The organism is Streptomyces djakartensis, from assembly GCF_014651075.1.
Lineage (GTDB): Bacteria > Actinomycetota > Actinomycetes > Streptomycetales > Streptomycetaceae > Streptomyces > Streptomyces djakartensis.
In genome coordinates this window covers 1-18029 of the sequence record NZ_BMWE01000016.1, presented here as the reverse complement: position 1 = coordinate 18029, position 18029 = coordinate 1, and the positions used below count along the sequence as shown (strand labels likewise).

2 protein-coding genes are annotated in these 18029 nt (G+C 74.3%); both read right to left on the bottom strand.

Features of this window, described 5'->3' with window-relative positions; all coding sequences use genetic code 11:
* Positions 1 to 12: 12 nt before the first annotated feature.
* Complete coding sequence (locus IE212_RS25270; protein WP_190200241.1) at positions 13 to 7170, bottom strand: non-ribosomal peptide synthetase; 7158 nt, start codon at positions 7168 to 7170, stop codon at positions 13 to 15.
* A partial coding sequence (locus IE212_RS25265; RefSeq protein WP_190200240.1) for a non-ribosomal peptide synthetase occupies positions 7167 to 18029 on the bottom strand: 10863 nt, incomplete at its 5' end. The genes IE212_RS25270 and IE212_RS25265, both read right to left, overlap by 4 nt.

The following is an 18029-nucleotide window of genomic DNA, read 5'->3' as shown; positions in this document are numbered from 1 at the left end:
CCGGTTCTCCGGCTACCGGGTGTGCCCGCCCGGCGATGCGGCGCCGTTCAGCCGCTCGACCAGCACGCTGCCGATCCGGGCCAGCGGCTCGGGACCGCACATCTCGCGGTGGGTGCAGTCCACGGCGTACCGCTCCACACGCCCGGTGACGGCGGGCTCCCAGACGGCCGCCGTCGGCACCCCGGGCGGGCGTTCGGCCGTGGCCGTGAAGTGCAGGACGTTCCCGTCGAACCGGCCCGGGACGTGCGTCGCCGAGAGCTTCGTGTTGTTGGTGAAGACCTCGGTGAGGGCCACGACGCGGCGCTCCTCGATGTCCGCCAGGTGCCCGCCGCCGCTCCGCAGGATCTCCATGACATCGGTGATGCGCAGTGGCTCGCCGCCCTCGCCGTCCTCGGCGTGGCCCGCGAAGTCGAGCAGGGTGGCGAGGACTTCCCGCTCGTCCGCGGGCGGAATCGGGGTGCCGGGATCGCGGGGGTAGGAGTCGAGCAGGGCGAGCATGGCCACCTCCTCGCCTTCGGACTGGAGGCGGACCGCGACCGCGTGGGCCGCGAGGCCGCCGAACGACCAGCCCAGGAGGTGGTAGGGGCCGGTGGGCTGCACCGACCGGATCTGCGCCACGTAGTCGGTGACCAGGTCGTCCATCGTCTCCGGGTACACATCGGGCCGCGCGATGCCGCGGGACTGCAGCCCGTACACCGGGAAGTCCGGCCCCAGCAGTCGCAGCAGCCCGGTGTAACACCAGCTCAGGCCGCCGGCGGGGTGTACGCAGAACAGCGGCGGGCGTCCGCCGGAGGTCCTCAGCGGCAGGAGCACGTCGAAGGCGTCGCCCGAGACACCGAGGTCGAGCCGGTCCATGAGGCGGCTCACCGTGGGCGCGGCGAAGAGGTCCCGGACCGACAGGTCGAGGCCCATCGTGTCCCGGATCCGGCTCACCAGCCGGATCGCCGCCAGCGAGTCCCCGCCGAGTTCGAAGAAGTCGTCGTCGATTCCGGCTCCGGCCACGCCGACGAATTCGGCGAACAGACCGCGGAGAACCTCCTCCTCGGGCGTGCGCGCCGGCCGCTTGGACGTCACGAAGCGCGGACCGGGCTCCGGCAGGGCTCGCCGGTCCAGTTTGCCGCTGGTCGTCAGGGGCAGGGCGGCCACCACGGCGACGTGGGCCGGCACCATGAACTCCGGCAGCGCCGCCGCGGCGTGGGCACGCAGATCGGTCTCCCGCGGATCGGCGCCCGGCGCCGCGACCACGTACGCCACCAGCCGGCGCCGTCCCGGCTCGTCCTCGCGTACCACCGCCGCTGCCCGCGCGACCGTCTCGTGCCGGGCCAGTACCGCCTCGACCTCACCGAGCTCGATGCGGAACCCGCGCAGCTTCACCTGGTCGTCCGCACGGCCGACGAAGCGCAGCACGCCGTCCGCGGTCCACAGCGCGAGGTCCCCGGTCCGGTACATCCGCTCCCCCGGGGCGCCGAAGGGGCAGGCGACGAACCGCTCCGCCGTGAGGTCGCGCCGGTTCAGATAGCCGCGGGCGAGCTGGACGCCGGCCAGGTAGACCTCCCCCACCGTGCCCGGCGGCACCGGGCCGAGTCCCGCGTCCAGCACGTAGGCGCGCACGTTGGTGACGGGCCGGCCGATCGGCACCGGGCGGCCGGCCGCGTCCGATCCGGTGGCCGGCTCACGCTCGCAGGTCCAGGAGGTCGCGTGGATGGCGGTCTCCGTCGGGCCGTACAGATGATGCAGGGCCACGTCCAGCACGTTCAGGGTGCGGTCCCGCAGGTCCGCCGGAAGGGGTTCACCGCCGGTCAGGACCCGGCGCAGGCTGGTGCAGCCGGCCGCGGCGGGTTCGTCCAGGAAGACTCGCAGCATCGACGGCACGAAGTGCACGGTCGTCACCGCGTGCTCGCGGATCACCGCGGCCAGGTACACCGGGTCGCGGTGTCCCTCGGGTTCGGCGACCACGATCCGGGCGCCGGTGGTCAGGGGCCAGAAGAACTCCCACACGGACGCGTCGAACGCCGTCGGCGCCTTGTACAGCACGATGTCGGAGGGCTCCAGTCCGTACTCGGCCTGTATGCCGAGCAGCCGGTTGACCACGGCGGCGTGCGGGACGACCACTCCCTTGGGCGTGCCGGTGGAGCCGGACGTGTAGAGCACGTACGCGGGGTGCGTCGGCGTCAGCCGCGTGGCGCGGGCGGTATCGCCCGGATCCGTGTCCGGCTGGTCGCCGGGGTTCCGTACCTGGTCCGGGTCGTCGAGGACGCAGACCGGCCGGGCGTCGTCGAGCACGGTGCGAATCCGCTCGGCCGGATGGTTCGTGTCGATGGGCAGATAGGCCGCGCCGGACTTGAGCACGGCCAGCAGCGCCACGGCCAGTTCGGCCGAGCGTGGCAGGGCGACGGCCACGACCCGCTCCGGTCCGGCGCCGCGCCCGATCAGGGCGTGGGCGAGCCGGTTCGCCCGCGCGTTCAGTTCGGCGTAGGACAGGCTGACACCGGCTGCGGCCAGGGCGGGTGCGTCCGGTGTGCGGGCCACCTGCGCCTCGAACAGCTCCGGCAACGTCAGCGGGGACAGGGGCCGCGCGGTGTCGTTCCACGCCCGCAGGACCCGCTCACACTCCGCGGGCGCGAGGGTGTCGAGCCGCCAGATCCGCTCGTCCGGGTCGGCGGTCACGGCGTCCAGCAGACGCTCGAACCTGGTCACCAGGTCCTCCACCGTCTGCCGGTCGAACAGGTCCGTGCTGTACTCGACGCCGCCCTCCAGGCCGCCGGGCAGGCCGTCCGCGGTGTGCCGCTCGGCGAGCCGGAACAGCAGGTCGAACTTGGCCGACTGCGACTCCACCTCCTCGGCGCGGCAGTGCAGGCCGCTCAGATCCACGGCGAGGTCCTCGGCGTGATGGACGGTCAGCATCACCTGGAAGAGCGGGTGCCGGGCCGCCGAGCGGGCCGGTTTGAGCACCTCGACCAGATGCTCGAAGGGCACGTCCTGGTTCGCGTGTGCGGCCAGGCCGGCCTCGCGGACCCGGCCGAGCAGGTCCACGAAGCTCGGGTTCCCACTGGTGTCGGTGCGCATCACCAGCGTGTTGACGAAGCATCCGACGAGATCGTCGAGCGCGTCCTCGGTGCGCCCCGCGATCGGCGTGCCGATCGGGATGTCGGTGCCCGCGCCCTCCCGGGTGAGCAGCGCCCCCAGGGCCGCCTGGACGACCATGAACAGACTGGCGTTGCCCGCCCGGGCCAGCCCGGCGAGCCGCGCGTGGACGTCCGCACCCAGGCGCAGCGGCACCGTGGCACCCCGGTGGCCGGCCACGTCCGGGCGGGGCCGGTCCCGTCGCAGCTCCAGCTCGGCCGGCAGCCCCTTCAGGGTCTCCCGCCAGTACTCCACCTGGCGGGAGAGCACACTGTCCGGGTCGCCCTGGGCGCCGAGGAACCGCCGCTGCCACAGGGTGTAGTCGGCGTACTGAACGGCAAGCGGCGCCCAGGACGGGGCGCGGCCCGCGCGCCGCGCGGCGTAGGCGTCGGAGAGGTCGCGGACGAACGGGCGGTTGGACGAGCCGTCCCCGGCGATGTGGTGGAGCACGAGCAGCAGGACGTGCTCGTCCGGGCCGAGGGCGAACAGCACGGCGTGCAGGGGTGGTTCGGCCGTGAGATCGAACCGGTGGGCCGCGGCGGCCGCGATCGCCGCGGCGAGGCCGGTCTCGTCGACCGGCTGCACGGGCAGTTCGACGGCCGCGTCGGCGGGGGCGAGGACGCGCTGGCGCGGCGTGCCCCCGGCGTCCGGGTAGACCGTACGCAGCGCCTCGTGCCGGGCCACCACGTCGCCCAGGGCGGCGCGCAGCGCCGAGACGTCGAGGTTCCCGGTCAGGCGCAGGGCGAACGGCATGTTGTAGGTGGCCGACGGGCCCTCCAGCCGGTGCAGGAACCACAGGCGCTGCTGGGCGAACGACAGCGGCAGGTCGTCCGGCCGCTCACCCACGGAGCGCAGCGGCGGCCGTCGCCGGGCGCCCGCGCGCGACGCGTCGAGCCGGCCCGCGAGTCCGGCGACGGTCGGGGCCTCGAACACGTCCCGTACGGCGAGTTCGGCGCCGAGCACCGCGCGGATGCGTGACACCAGCCGGGTCGCGAGCAGCGAGTGCCCGCCCAGAGCGAAGAAGTCGTCGTCGATTCCGGCTCGCGCGATCCCGAGCGCCTCGGCGAACAGGCCGCACAGGATCTCCTCCGCCTGGCTGCGCGGCTCCCGGCCCGCGGCCCCGTGGAGGCCGGGCCCCGGGGCCGGGAGTTCGCGGCGGGCCAGTTTCCCGCTGGGGGTGAGCGGCAGCGCGTCGAGGACGACGATCGCGGCCGGAACCATGAACTCGGGCAGCGTCCCGGCGAGGTGCTCCCGGAGTTCGCCCGGGTGCACGCTGCCGCCGGGCGCGGGCACCACGTAGGCGGTCAGGCGCTGGTCGCCGGGCCGGTCCTCACGCACCGTCGCGACCGCGTGCGTGACCGCGGCGTGCCGGGCGAGCGCCGCCTCGACCTCGCCGAGCTCGATACGGAATCCGCGCAGCTTCACCTGCTCGTCCGCGCGCCCGGCGAACTCCAGCAGTCCGGCGGTCGTCCAGCGGGCCAGGTCACCGGTCCGGTACATCCTGGCTGCCGGCCCGCCGAACGGGTCCGCGACGAAGCGCTCCGCGGTCAGGCCGGGCCGGTTCAGGTAGCCGCGGGCGAGCTGGACGCCGGAGAGGTAGACCTCCCCCACCACGCCGGGAGGTACCGGGCGCAGCCGTGCGTCGAGCACGTAGACCCGCATGTTCTGGATCGGCCGGCCGATCACCGGCCGGTCGCTGTCGCGCACCCGGGCCCCGACGGCGTCCACCGTGCACTCGCTCGGCGCGTAGTAGTTGTGCACCTCGGTGCCCGGGTACGCGCGCAGTGTCTCCCACAGCGCGGCTCCCGTGGCCTCCGCGCCGAGCAGGATCACGCCCGGCCGGTGGCCGGGGCCGTCCAGCATTCCCAGCCCGGCCAGTTCGCTCAGCAGCGACGGTGTGATCCCGAGGTAGTCGACGCCCCGGTCGCGTACGTATTCCAGGAGGGCGACGGCGTCGCGGCGGGTGTCGTCGTCCACGACGTGCAGTTCGTGTCCGGCGACGAGGCCCAGGAGCTGCCCCATGCTCGCGTCGAAGGACAGCGACGCGGTGTGCGCCACCCGCAGCCGGCGCCCTTCCACCGCGGCCGCGGCCGGGGCGAACACCCGGTCGCGGTGGCTGGCGAACAGGTTGGCCAGCCCCTGGTGCGTCACGACCACACCCTTCGGCACGCCCGTCGACCCGGACGTGTACACGACGTACGCGGCGTGGTCCGCGCGTACCGCCGGCAGTTGCGCGCACGCGTTCGGCGGCACGCCGGCGTCCACGTCCGTGTCGGGCAGATCGTCCCTGTCCAGCAGCACCAGGGCGGCCCGGCTCCGGGGCAGGAGTCCGGCCAGTGCCCGCTCGGTCACCACCACGGGCACGGACGCGTCGGCGAGCATGAGCGACAGCCGCTCCGCGGGGTAGCCGGGGTCGAGCGGCACACACACCCCGCCGGCCTTCCACACGGCCAGGACGGCCGCGATCATCCCGGCCGACCTGCGCACGCACAGTCCGACCAGCGTGTCCGGCCCGACACCGTGGCCGGCCAGGCGCCGCGCGAGCGTGTCCGCCCGGGCGTTCAGTTCCGCGAACGTCCACTCCGTCCCGCCGGCGGCCACGGCCACCGCCTCCGGAGTCCGCGCAGCCTGTGCTTCGAAGGCCTCGGGCACCAGCACCGACGGCGGCTCACCCGGCGTACCGTTCCACTCCACCAGCACCTGGGCCCGCTCGTCCGGCGTCAGGATGTCCAGGGCGCCGATCCGTCGGCCCGGGTCAGCGACGGCGGCCTGGAGGACCCGGACCACCCGGCCCATGATCGCCTCCGCGGCTTCGCGGCCGAACAGGTCGCTCTGGTGGTCGAGGCGCAGCCGCAGCGGCCTGCCGGGCATCACCATGAAGTTGAGCGGGTAGTGGGTGACGCCGTGGCTCCGGCTCGCGGTCACCCGCAGTCCGCTGCCGTGCGCTGCGGCGGCCAGTTCGCTCTCGCCGGCCGGGAGGTTCTCGAACACGGTCGCCGTGTCGAAGAGTTCACCGGAGTCCAGGGTGCGCTGGATGCCGGCAAGACCCACGTGCTGACAGGCCATCAGGCGGGTCTGGTCCTGCTGCAGTCGGGTCAGCATGCCGGTCAGCGGCTCCGCCGGGTCGAGGCGGACGCGGACCGGCAGCGTGTTGGCGAACAGGCCGATCATCTTCTCGGCTCCGGGCACCTGGGGCGGGCGCCCGGACACCGTGGTGCCGAACACCACGTCGTCCCGGCCGGTCAGCTGGCCGAGCACGATCGCCCAGGCGCCCAGGAACACCGTGTTCAGGGTCAGGCCCTCGCGCCGGGCGAGGCCGTCCAGCGCGGCGGCGAGGTCGCTCGGCAGGTCGCGGAGAACCTGGCCGGGCAGTTCCGGCGCCCGGGACGGGTCCGAGGGGGCGACCCGGGTGGGCTCGTCGACGCCCTTCAGCACTTCGCGCCAGACGTCCTCGGCTGCCGCCCGGTCCTGGCCGGCCAGCCAGGCCAGGTAGTCGCGGTACCGGGCCGCCGGGGGCATCGCGTCCTCCCGGCCGCCCCGCGTGTAGAGCTGGAACAGCTCGTCCAGCAGCAACTGCACGGACCACCCGTCCAGCACCAGGTGATGGGCGGTGAGGAGGAACCGGTACCGCGCCTGCCCGAGCCGGATGAGCGTGAACCGCAGCAGCGGCGGTCGGGCCGGGTCGAAGCGGCGGACCCTGTCCGCCACCGCGATCCGCTCCGCCTCGGCCTCCCGCTCGGCGGGATCCACCGCACTGAGGTCGGCGTCCTCCCAGGGCAGCGCCACCTCGCGCGGGATGATCTGCACCGGCTCGTCCAGGTCCTCGTGCCAGAAACCGGCCCGGAGGCTCGCATGGCGCCGCAGCAGGGCGCGCGCGGCGGCGCGCAGCGCCTCGGCGTCGAGGGCGCCCTCCAGGTCGAAGGCCATCTGCAGGGTGTAGAGGTCGAGCGCCGCCTCGTCGTAGAGCGCGTGGAACAGCAGCCCTTCCTGCAGTGGCGCCAGCGGCAGGATGTCCTCCAGTTCCGCCTGTACGTCCGCCTGCGTCATCGTTTTCTCCTCCATGCGGCCTCGAGCTGTTCGAGCTTGTCCTGGCTCAGCCGGACCAGCGGTACGTCGGACGGGGTACGGCCACCGGCGTCGGGCCGGGTGGCGTGGGCGGCCAGCGCTTCCAGTACGCGCGCCCAGGTGCCGGCCAGGTGCCGCAGGTCGGCCTCGGTGAACCGGGCCGGCGGCCGGCACCAGGTGGCGGTCAGCCGCGGGCCGTCCGGATGCTCCACGGCTGCCGCTCTGACCTCGATCCGGTACTCCGGCGGCATGCCGGGCTCGCCCGGCCAGGAGCCGGTGGGTGTCTGCGGCAGCCGCCCCAGGTAGTGGAACGCGGCCTGCGGCGAGGGCCGGACGGCGAGGACTGGGGCGGTTTCGGGGTTGAGGTGGCGCAGCAGGCCGAATCCCAGGCCGCCGTCCGGCAGGGACCTCAGTTCCTCCTTGACCCGCTTCAGCGCCGTGCCGACGGCGTGCCCGCCGTTCCACAGCTCGTTCCACTCCACGCCGCCCAGGTCCAGGCGGACCGGATGCACGGCCGTGAAGCAGCCCACGGTGCGGGACAGGTCGACGCCTTCGGCGATGCCGGTCCGGCCGGGCCGCCGTACGTCGATCAGCACGGAGTCGCTCCTGATGCCGGGGGTGTCCGTGCCACTCGCCGGGGTGTCCGTGCCACTCGGCCGGCCGGATCCCCGGTGGCGCCGCCAGTCGGCCAACGCCAGCGCGAACGCGGTCAACAGCACGTCCTCGGCGTCGGCGTGGAAAGCGGCCGGAACGGTGGTGAGCAGCGCCTCGGTGCGCTCGGCGGACAGGGTGATCGTCAGCGTGCCGGCCCCGGCCGCCGTGTCCCCGGAGCTCTCCACCGGCCGAACGCCGGTGTCCCGCCCCGGCTCGTCCGGCTCGGGGCCGGGGTCATGGGACCCGTCCGGCTCGGTGAGGATGCCGGTCCAGCGCGCAAGCTCCTCGACCCGCCGCGCGTCCTGCGCCTGGGCGCGCAGGTGCTGGGCCCATCGCCGGAACGACGTGCCGACCGCGGGGAGTTCCGGGCGGCGGTCCTCGGCGGACGCCGCGCAGGCGGTGGCGATGTCCTGCAGCAGGATCCGCCAGGACTCCGGATCCGTGACGAGGCGGTGCAGCACCAGCAGCAGCCGCCCGGGCCGGCCGCGGCCGGCGTCGAACCAGACCGCCTGGACCACCACCCCGGACTCCGGCGCGAGGCGGGCCGACGCCGCCCGCTCCTCCGCTGCGGTCAGGTCCTCGCTCGCGGCGGCGGTGACCCGGTGCAGGCGGTCCCCGGCCCGGACCGTGCCGGGCGGCGTCACCTCCAGCAGCCACTCGTCCGGGCCCGTCCGCGGGGCCTCGCCGGGGACACGGGTCAGGCGCGTGCGCAGCGCGTCGTGATGGTCCAGGACCGCTTGGAGGGCCGCTTCGAGCCGCTCCGCGTCCAGCCCGGCCGGGACCTCCACGGTCACCGCCTCGTACCGGGTGCCGGGATCGGGGTCCCGCTCCCGCAGCGCGTGGAGGGCCGGTGTCAGGGGCACCGTGCCGATGCCCGCCTGCGGTGCCTCGGCCTCGGCCGGCTCCCCGCCGAGCGTTCCGGCGGCCGCGGCCAGTTCCGCGACGGTCCGGTGCTGGAACACGTCCTGGGGGGCGAGTGCGATCCCGGCGGCGCGAGCCTTGCTGACCACCTGGATGGAGACGATGCTGTCGCCGCCGATGTCGAAGAAGTTGTCGTCGACTCCGACGGCCGGCAGGCCGAGTACGTCGGCGAAGATGTCGCACAGCAGGCGCTCCCGTGCGGTGGCGGGCGGCCGGCCCGCCGGCGCGCCGGAGGACTCCGGCGCGGGCAGCGCCTTGCGGTCGACTTTCCCGTTCGGCGTCAGCGGCAGGGCGTCGAGCGTGACGACGGCCGACGGAACCAGGTATTCCGGCAGCTTCTGCCGCAGCCGGGCGCGCACCGAGGTGCCCAGTGCGACCGGCGCCGTCATGGCCGCCGGGTCGTTGGTGAAGGCCCGCAGCGACGAACGGTCCGCCACCGCGGGGACCACCGGCAGGTACCCTCCCGTGACCGCGGGACCGCCATCGTCCCTGGCGTCGGCGCCGTCCCCGGCATCGGCGAACAGCGCGTCGAAGCAGTCCTCCCCTTCCGTGCCCGACCAGGTGACGGCCACCCACAGCCCGAGCCGTTCGCCCAGCGCGCACAGGACCTCCGGGTCCACGGCCGCCACCGGCGCGGCGGCGGCCTCGCCCGCCAGCCGGGCGTTGGGGATCCCGGTGACCCGCAGCCGGTCCGGCCGGTCCTCGTCCAGCAGTGCGGCGAGTTCCTCGACTCCGCCGGCCAGCTCCGGCCAGCGCACCGCCGGTGCGTCGCCGAACGGCCGGGGCGGTGAGGCCAGCGGCGTGCGGTGCAGGACGACGTCGTAGCGGTAGCGGGACAGCTCGTTGTGGTACCGCCCGCGCTTGAGGCGGATGTCCACGGCCCCGACCTCCGGCACCACACCTGCCAGGGCCGGGAAGAAGTCCGGGTCGACCAGCAGCTCCCGCTCCTGCCCGGCGTTGCCCGTGGCCGCCTGCAGCATCGGCAGCAGCCGCAGGTTGCGGATGTCCCCGAGGAACAGGGCGCCGCCCGGCGCCAGCAGCCGCATCGCGTTGCCGATCACCTCGGTCAGGTAGCCGGCGTCCGGGAAGTACTGGGCCACCGAGTTGAGCACCACGGTGTCGAAGAAGCCCTCGGGCAGCCCGGTGGGGTCGTCCGCCGGCTGTGCCCGCAGCACCACCTTGTCGGCCAGCGCCGGCTCATCGGCGACCTGGGCCGCCAGGGACTCGATCACCGCAGCCGACAGATCGGTGCCCCAGTACTCGTCGCAGTCCGCGGCGAGTTGGGAGAGGATCAGGCCGCGGCCGACGCCGATCTCCAGGATGCGCCCGGGCCGGAGCTCGCGGATCCGCGTGACGGTCGCGTCCCGCCACTGCCGCATCTCGGCTTCCGGGATGGGCTGTCCGTCGTAGCTGCTGTTCCAGCCGGTGAAGTCCTCGCCGAACGGGGCGAGTTCCGACTCGCCGTACAGCGTGTCGTACAGCTGCCGCCACTCGCCCAGCACCCGGTCCGACCCGTTCGGCGCACCACCGGTGTCCGTGGCACGCGCCCCGTCCGCGGTCTCCGCGGTGTCCTTCGCCGGTACGACGTATCCGACGAGGCGGTTTCCGCCGGGCCCGTCCTGGCGGGCCACCGCGACCGCCTGCCCCACGCCGGGATGGGCGGCCATCGCCGACTCCACCTCACCGAGTTCGATCCGGTGCCCCCGGACCTTGACCTGCTGGTCGGCGCGCCCGGCGAACTCCAGATCACCGTCGGAGTTCCACCGCGCGAGGTCCCCGGTGCGGTACATCCGCGTCCCCGGCTCTGCGAACGGACAGGCCAGGAACCGCTCGGCGGTCAGGCCCGGACGTCCGAGGTAGCCGCGGGCCAGGCCCGCGCCCGCCAGGTACAGTTCGCCCACCACGCCCGGCGGCACGGGGCGGAGCCCGGCGTCGAGCACATAGGCCCGGGTGCCGAGGATCGGCGTGCCGATGGGCGGCACGCCTCCCTCGCCGGTCAGCGGCCGGCTCATCGTCCCGCAGACAGTCGACTCGGTCGGCCCGTAGGCGTTGACCATCCGCCGGCCTCGGCTCCAGGCCGCCACCGTCTCCGGCGGGCAGGCCTCACCGGCCACCACCAGGGTGGTCACGGTCGGCAGCTGGTCGGGGGTCATCACGCCGAGCGCCACCGGCGGCACCGTCAGGTGGGTCACGCGGTGCTCGGCCGCCAGCGCGGCGAGGTCCGGGCCGGGCAGCAGCCGCTCGGCCGGCGCCACCACCAGCGCCGCCCCGGTCAGCAACGCCATGCACAGTTCCCAGAACGCCGCGTCGAAGCTCGGCGAGGCGAACTGCAGGACCCGGCTGCCCGGTCCGGCGCCGAAGGCCTCTGTCTGTGTCGCCACCAGGCCGGCCGCACCGGCGTGGGTGACCACCACGCCCTTGGGCCTGCCTGTCGAGCCGGACGTGTAGAGGACATAGGCCGGGTCGGCGGGTGCCAGCGGCCGTACCCGGTCGGCGTCATCGGGGTCGGTGCCCGCCCGGGCGGCCAGGTCCGCGGTGACCTGCGGGCCGGCGTCCAGGTCCAGCCTGGGCAGGCCGGTGGCGCCGGGTACCTCGGCGCCACCGGTGCCGCCCGTCAGCAGCAGCGACGGGCGGGCGTCGCCGAGCATGAAAGCGAGGCGCTCCGCCGGGTAGCCGAGGTCCAGCGGGAGGTAGGCCGCCCCCGCCTTGAGCGTTGCGAGGACCGCCACGATCAGGTCGGCGGAGCGGGGGAAGGCCAGTGCGACCGTCTGCTCGGGCCCGATGCCACGCGAGATCAGCAGGTGGGCCAGGCGGTTGGCCCGCGCGTTCAGCTCGGCGTACGACAGGGTGAGGTCCTCGGCGATGACGGCCGCCGCGTCCGGAGTCCGGGCCGCCTGCGCCTCGAACAGCGCCGGCAGGCAGGCCGGGGCGATCCGGTCGTCGGGGGCGCCGAGCATCCGGGTCCGTTCGGCGGGGGTGAGGAGGTCGGCCTGGCCGATGGGCCGTGCCGGGTCGGCGGTCACCGCCTCCAGCAGCCGGATCCACCGTGCGGCCATCGCCTCGATGGTCTGCCGGTCGAACAGGTCGGTGCTGTACTCCACGGTCGCGCGCACCCCGCCGAAGGAGCCGGCCGCCGCACCCGACGGCGCGGGCCGTTCGGTGACGCTGAAGAACAGGTCGAAGCGCGAGGTCCCCGAGCTGGCCGGCTCGGGCGTGACATCGACGTCGGCCAGCGCCAGGCCGGCCGCCGGTGTGTTCTGCAGCACCAGTGCCACCTGGAACAGCGGGTGACGGTTCGGGGAGCGGACCGGGTTCAGTGCCTCCACCAAGTGCTCGAAGGGCACGTCCTGGTGGGAGTACGCGGTCAGTGCGGTCTCCCGCACGCGCCGCAGCAGCTCGCTGAACGTCGGGTCGCCCGAGGTGTCCGTCCGCATCACCAGCGTGTTGACGAAGAGCCCGATCGCGTCGTCGAGCGCCTCGTCGCGCCGCCCGGCGATCCCGCTGCCGATCGGCAGGTCCGTACCGGCACCGAGCCTGGTGAGCAGGGCGGCCAGTCCGGCGTGCAGCACCATGTAGAGGCTGGCTTCCTCGACCCGGGCCAGGCCCGCCAGCCTGCGGTGCAGTTCGGGGCTCAGATCGAAGCCGAACATCTCGCCCCGGTAGGTGGACACGGCGGGGCGGGGGCGGTCCGCCGGGAGCACGAGCTGCTCGGGCAGGTCCGTCAGGGTCTCGGCCCAGTGCGCCACCTGCCGGGCCAACAGGCTGTCCGGGTCGTTCTCGTCTCCGAGCAGGGCACGCTGCCAGAGCGTGTAGTCCACGTACTGGACCGGCAGCGGCGCCCATGACGGTGCCTCTCCCCGGCGCCGCGCGGCGTAGGCGGTCGCGAGGTCCCGCGAGAGCGGGGCCATCGACCATCCGTCGCCGGCGATGTGGTGCACCAGCACCACCAGCACGTGTTCACGCTCGCCCAGGACCAGCAGTTCGGCCCGCAGCGGCAGGTCGACCGCGAGGTCGAAGGGGTAGCGCGCCGCCTCGCGTACGGCCGCGCGCAGCCCGGTCTCTTCGAGGTGCCGGACGATCAGTTCGGGGCGGGCGTCGGCCGCGCCGAGGACGAGCTGACGGGGCACGCCGCCCGCCGCCGGGAACACGGTGCGCAGGCTTTCGTGCCGCGCCGCGACGTCGGCCAGCGCGGCCCGCAGCGCCCTCTGGTCCACTTCGCCGCGCAGGCGCAGGGCGATCGGCATGTTGTACGTCGCGCTCGGTCCCTCCAGGCGGTGCAGGAACCACAGGCGCTGCTGGGCGAAGGACAGCGGCACCGCGTCGGGCCTGGGCACCGGCCGCAGGGCCGGCCGCACCTCGTCCTGGTGTGCCTCAGCGTCACCGAGCCGCTCGGCGATCCCGGCGACCGTGGGCGCCTCGAACACCGTCCGGACGGCGAGTTCGGCACCGAGGGCGGCGCGGATGCGGCTGATCAGCCGGGTGGCCAGCAGCGAGTGCCCGCCGAGGGTGAAGAAGTTGTCGTCGACGCCGACCGCCGCCACGCCGAGTACCTGCGCGAACAGGTCGCACAGCACCTGCTCCCGGGGCGTGGCGGGCCGGCGCGAGCCCGCCGGCGAGCCGAGGTACGGCGCGGGCAGCGCCGCCCGGTCGAGCTTCCCGTGCGCGGTCAGGGGAAGGTCGTCGAGGATCACCACGGCGGCGGGGACCATGTACTCGGGCAGCTGCTCCCGCAGCGAGGTGGTCAGTGCGGCGACCAGTTCGGCGCGCTGCCGCGCTGCCGCCGGGTCGTTGGCGAGCGCCGCCGGCGGCGCGGCCGACGGGGCCGGGCGGTGCACACCGTCGAGCGCGGTCGCGGCCGGGTCCACGAAGAGCACGTCGAGGCTCTCGGCGTCACCGCCCGACCGGGTCACCGCCACCCGGTAGCCGGCGCGCTCGCCCAGTTCGCAGAAGTCGTCCGGGCCGAGGCGCGGAGCCGACGACCGCTCAGCGGCCCCGAGAAGGGCGAGCAGTTCGGGCAGTGGCCGTCCCTCGTCCAGGGCGCGCAGGGCGGCGGCCTCGTCGGCGACCCGCTCGTCCGGCACCCCGGTGACCCGCAGCGCGGGCACGCGGTTCTCGGCGAGATTCCGTTCGAGTGCCTCCAGTCCGGTGACGTCGTGGCCCCACCGCAGCTCCGGGACCGCCTCCAGGTGCCGCAGACCGGCGGTCGGCCGCTTGTGCAGCACGACGTCGTACCGGTAGCGGTTCAGCTCGTTGACGTAGGCGCCGCGCTTGACCTGCAGGTCGACGCCGGCGATGTCGTCCCGCCGGCCCGCGAACGCGGTGAAGAACGCGGGGTCGAGCAGCAGTTCCTTCTCCAGCAGCACCGCCTGCTCCACCGCGCGGCGTACCACGGCGATGTCGGCGGACGGCGTGGCGCGGCGCAACTGCACCGCCGTGTGCAGACACCGCAGCGTCCGCAGGTCACGTACGTCGCCGAGGAACAGGGCCCCGCCGGGGGCGAGCCGCTCCAGTGCCGTACCGATCACGTCGGTGAGATGGCCGGCGTCCGGGAAGTACTGGGCGACCGAGTTGATCACCACCGTGTCGAAGTAGCCGGCCGGCAGGCCGTCGGCGTCCGTGGCGGGCTGGACACGCAGTTCCACGCGTTCGGCCAGGGCCCGTTCGGCCACCTGGGCCCGCAGCCGTTCGATGGCGTCCGCCGAGATGTCGATGCCCCAGTAGGCCTCGCAGTCCGGCGCGAGCTGGGAGAGCAGCAGGCCACTGCCCACGCCGATCTCCAGCACGCGGCGTGGCCGCAGCTCCCGGATACGCGCGACGGTGGCGTCCCGCCACTGGCGCATCTGCTCGACCGGGATCGGCTCCCCGTCGTAGCTGCTGGTCCAGCCGGCGAAGTCCTCGCCGAACGGGGCCGGCTCGGCGGCGGCGCGCTCGGTGCCGTAGAGGGAGTCGTACACCTCCTGCCAATCGCCGAGCTGGGCCCGGGCCGCCTCGCCGCTGCGCAGCCCGTCGGCCGAGGGGACGACATAGGCCACCAGGTGGGTGCCGGACGGCTCCTCCTCCCGGGCGACGACCGCGGCCTGGGCCACGGCCTCGTGCCGGGACAGGGTCGCCTCGATCTCCGCCGGTTCGATCCGGTACCCGCGGACCTTGACCTGCTCGTCGGCGCGGCCGATGAAGACGAGATCCCCGCCGCGGGTCCATCGGGCCAGGTCACCGGTCCGGTACATCCGGGCCCCCGGCCCGCCGAACGGGTCGGCCACGAACCGCTCCGCGGTCAGGCCGGGCCGGTTCAGGTAGCCGCGGGCGAGCTGCGCCCCGGCGAGGTACAGCTCTCCGGTCGCGCCGGGCGGCACCAGCCGCATCCCCGCGTCGAGCACGTATGCCCGCATGTTCGGGACGGGCCGCCCGACCGGCACCGGACCGTCCGCGATTGCGGTCCCGGGCCGCACGCGGAACGTGATGCAGCCGACCGTGGCCTCCGTCGGCCCGTACTCGTTGACCACGGTGGCCTGCGGATGCGACCGCCGCCACGAAGCGAGCAGGTCACCGGTGAGCTGCTCGCCACCCACGACCAGGTCCGCGACCGCCGCCTCCTGCCCGGGTGAGGCGCCGAGCAGGGCCAGGTGGCTCGGCGTCGCCTTGAGGAATGTGTACGGGCCCGGAACCGGCGAGCCGTCGGACAGGTCGCCGACCAGCACCCGTCCACCCGCGGTCAGCGACGCGAACAGCGCCGTGACGGTCAGATCGAAGGAGACCGGTGAATGCAGCAGCGCGGTCCCGGCTGTGCCGGGGTAGGCCCGGCGGGCGAAGTCCAGGTAGGCGGCCAGGGCGCGGTGCTCGACGAGCACGCCCTTGGGACGGCCCGTGGAGCCGGAGGTGTAGATCACGTACGCGGGATGCGCCGGCCGCAGCCCCGTCTCCCGGTCGGCGTCGGACGGGTCGTGCTCCGGCTGCTCCTCGGCGGCCCGTGCCACCTCGGGGTCGTCCACCGCGAGCCAGTTCAGGCCCGTCTCCGGCAGGTCCGCGGCGAGCGTGCTCAGGGTGAGTCCGCAGGCCGCGCGGGCGTCGGCCAGCACGTAGCGGAGCCGCGCGGCCGGGTGGGCCGGATCGACGGGCAGGTACGCGGCGCCCGCCTTGGCCACGGCCAGCAGCGCGACGACGAGGTCGGCGGAGCGCGGCAGGGCGACCGCCACCACCTGCTCCGGGCCGATTCCGCGGCCGATGAGCAGATGCGCCAGCCGGTTGGCCCGCGCGTTCAGCTCGCGGTAGCTGAGGTCGGTACCGCCGTCGGTCACGGCGACGGCGTGTGGCGTCAGCGCCGCCTGTGCCTCGAACGCCTCCGGCAGCAGCGTCAGCGGGAACTCGGTCTCGGTGCCGTTCCACGTCACGAGCAGGCGCTCGCGCTCGGCGGCGTCGGTGATGTCGAGGGAGCTGATCGGCCGGTCCGGCCCGGTCGCCGCGGTTTCCAGCAGCCGCACGAAGCGGGCGGCCAACGTCTCGGCGGTGCCGTGGTCGAACAGGTCCGCGCTGTACTCGAGTACTCCGTCGACCCGGTCCGGGCCGCCGTCCTCGGTGTACCTGTCGGTGAGGCTGAACAGCAGGTCGAATTTGGCCGCGCCCACTTCGGCGATGCCGGGGGTCACCCGCAGGCCGGGCATGGCGAACTCGGGGTCGGCGTTGTTCTGCAGCGTCAGCATCACCTGGAACAGCGGGTGCCGGGCCGCCGACCTGACCGGGTTGAGCAGTTCGACCAGCTGCTCGAAGGGAACGTCCTGGTTGGCGTAGGCGGCGAGGTCGGTCTCGCGTACCCGCTCCAGCAGGCCGGCGAAGGACGGGTCCCCCGACGTGTCCAGGCGGAGCGCGAGCGTGTTGACGAAGAACCCGACGAGGTTGTCGAGGGCTTCGTCGGTGCGCCCGGCGATGGCGCTGCCGATCGGGATGTCCGTGCCCCCGCTGAGCCTGCTGAGCAGGGTGGCGAGCCCGGCCTGCAACACCATGAAGAGGGTCGCTCCGCGCTCACGCGCCAGTTCGGCGAGCCGTAGGTGCAGGCCCGCGTCCAGCGTGAACAGCACCCTCCCGCCACGGTGGCTGGCCACCGCCGGACGGGGCCGGTCGGTGGGCAGGTCCAGTTGCTCGGGCAGCCCGCCCAGTGTGCGCTCCCAGTGGGCGATCTGGGCGGAGATCAGGCTGTCCGGGTCGTCCTCGCTGCCGAGGAGGCCGCGCTGCCACAGCGCGTAGTCGGCGTACTGGACGGGCAGCGGCGCCCACTGGGGGGCCTGGCCGGAGCAGCGGGCTGTGTAGGCGACCGAGAGGTCCCGGGCGAACGGGGCGTTCGACCAGCCGTCACCCGCGATGTGATGGATCACCAGCAGCAGCACGTGCTCGTCCGGGCCGAGCGCGAACAAGAAGGCCCGCAGGGGGGGTTCGGTCGTCAGGTCGAACCGGTGTCCGGCCGCGGCGGCCAGCGCCCCGGTGAGTCCGTCCTCGTCGATCTGGTGGACCGGCAGCTCCACCTCCGCCTCGCCCGGTCCGAGTATCACCTGTCGCGGCTCCCCGCCGATCTCGGGGAAGACCGTGCGCAGGGTCTCGTGCCGGGCGACGACGTCGTTCAGGGCGGCGTGCAGGGCACCGGTGTCCAGGTCCCCGGACAGGCGCAGCGCGAAGGGCATGTTGTAGGTCGGGCTGGGCCCTTCCAGTTTGTGCAGGAACCACAGCCGGCGCTGCGCGAAGGACAGCGGAAGCACGTCCGGGCGGTGGGCCGCCGCGCGCAGGGCAGGCCGTTCTTCACCCCCGACGTCGATCCGGGCTGCCAGGCCCGCCACCGTGGGCGCCTCGAACAGGTCCCGTACCGAAAGCTCCATCCCGAGCACGGCCCGGATCCGGGAGATCAGCCGGGTTGCCAGCAGCGAGTGCCCGCCGAGGTCGAAGAACCCGTCGTCGACGCCGACGCCAGGGACGCCCAGCACCTCGGCGAACAGACCGGCCAGGATCTCCTCCGCGGCCGTGCGCGGAGCCCGGCCGACGGCCGGTGCGTCGGCTTCCGGGGCGGGCAGGTCCCGGCGGGCCAGTTTCCCGCTCGGGGTGAGGGGCAGCGCGTCCAGGGGCACCACCACGGACGGGATCATGGGCTCCGGCAGCACACGAGCGGCATACGCCCGCAGCCCGGCCGGATCCGGCACCGCTCCCGGCGCGGCCACCACGTAGGCCACCAGCCGCTGGTCGCCGGGACGGTCCTCCCGCACCACGGCGACGGCATGGGCGACGTC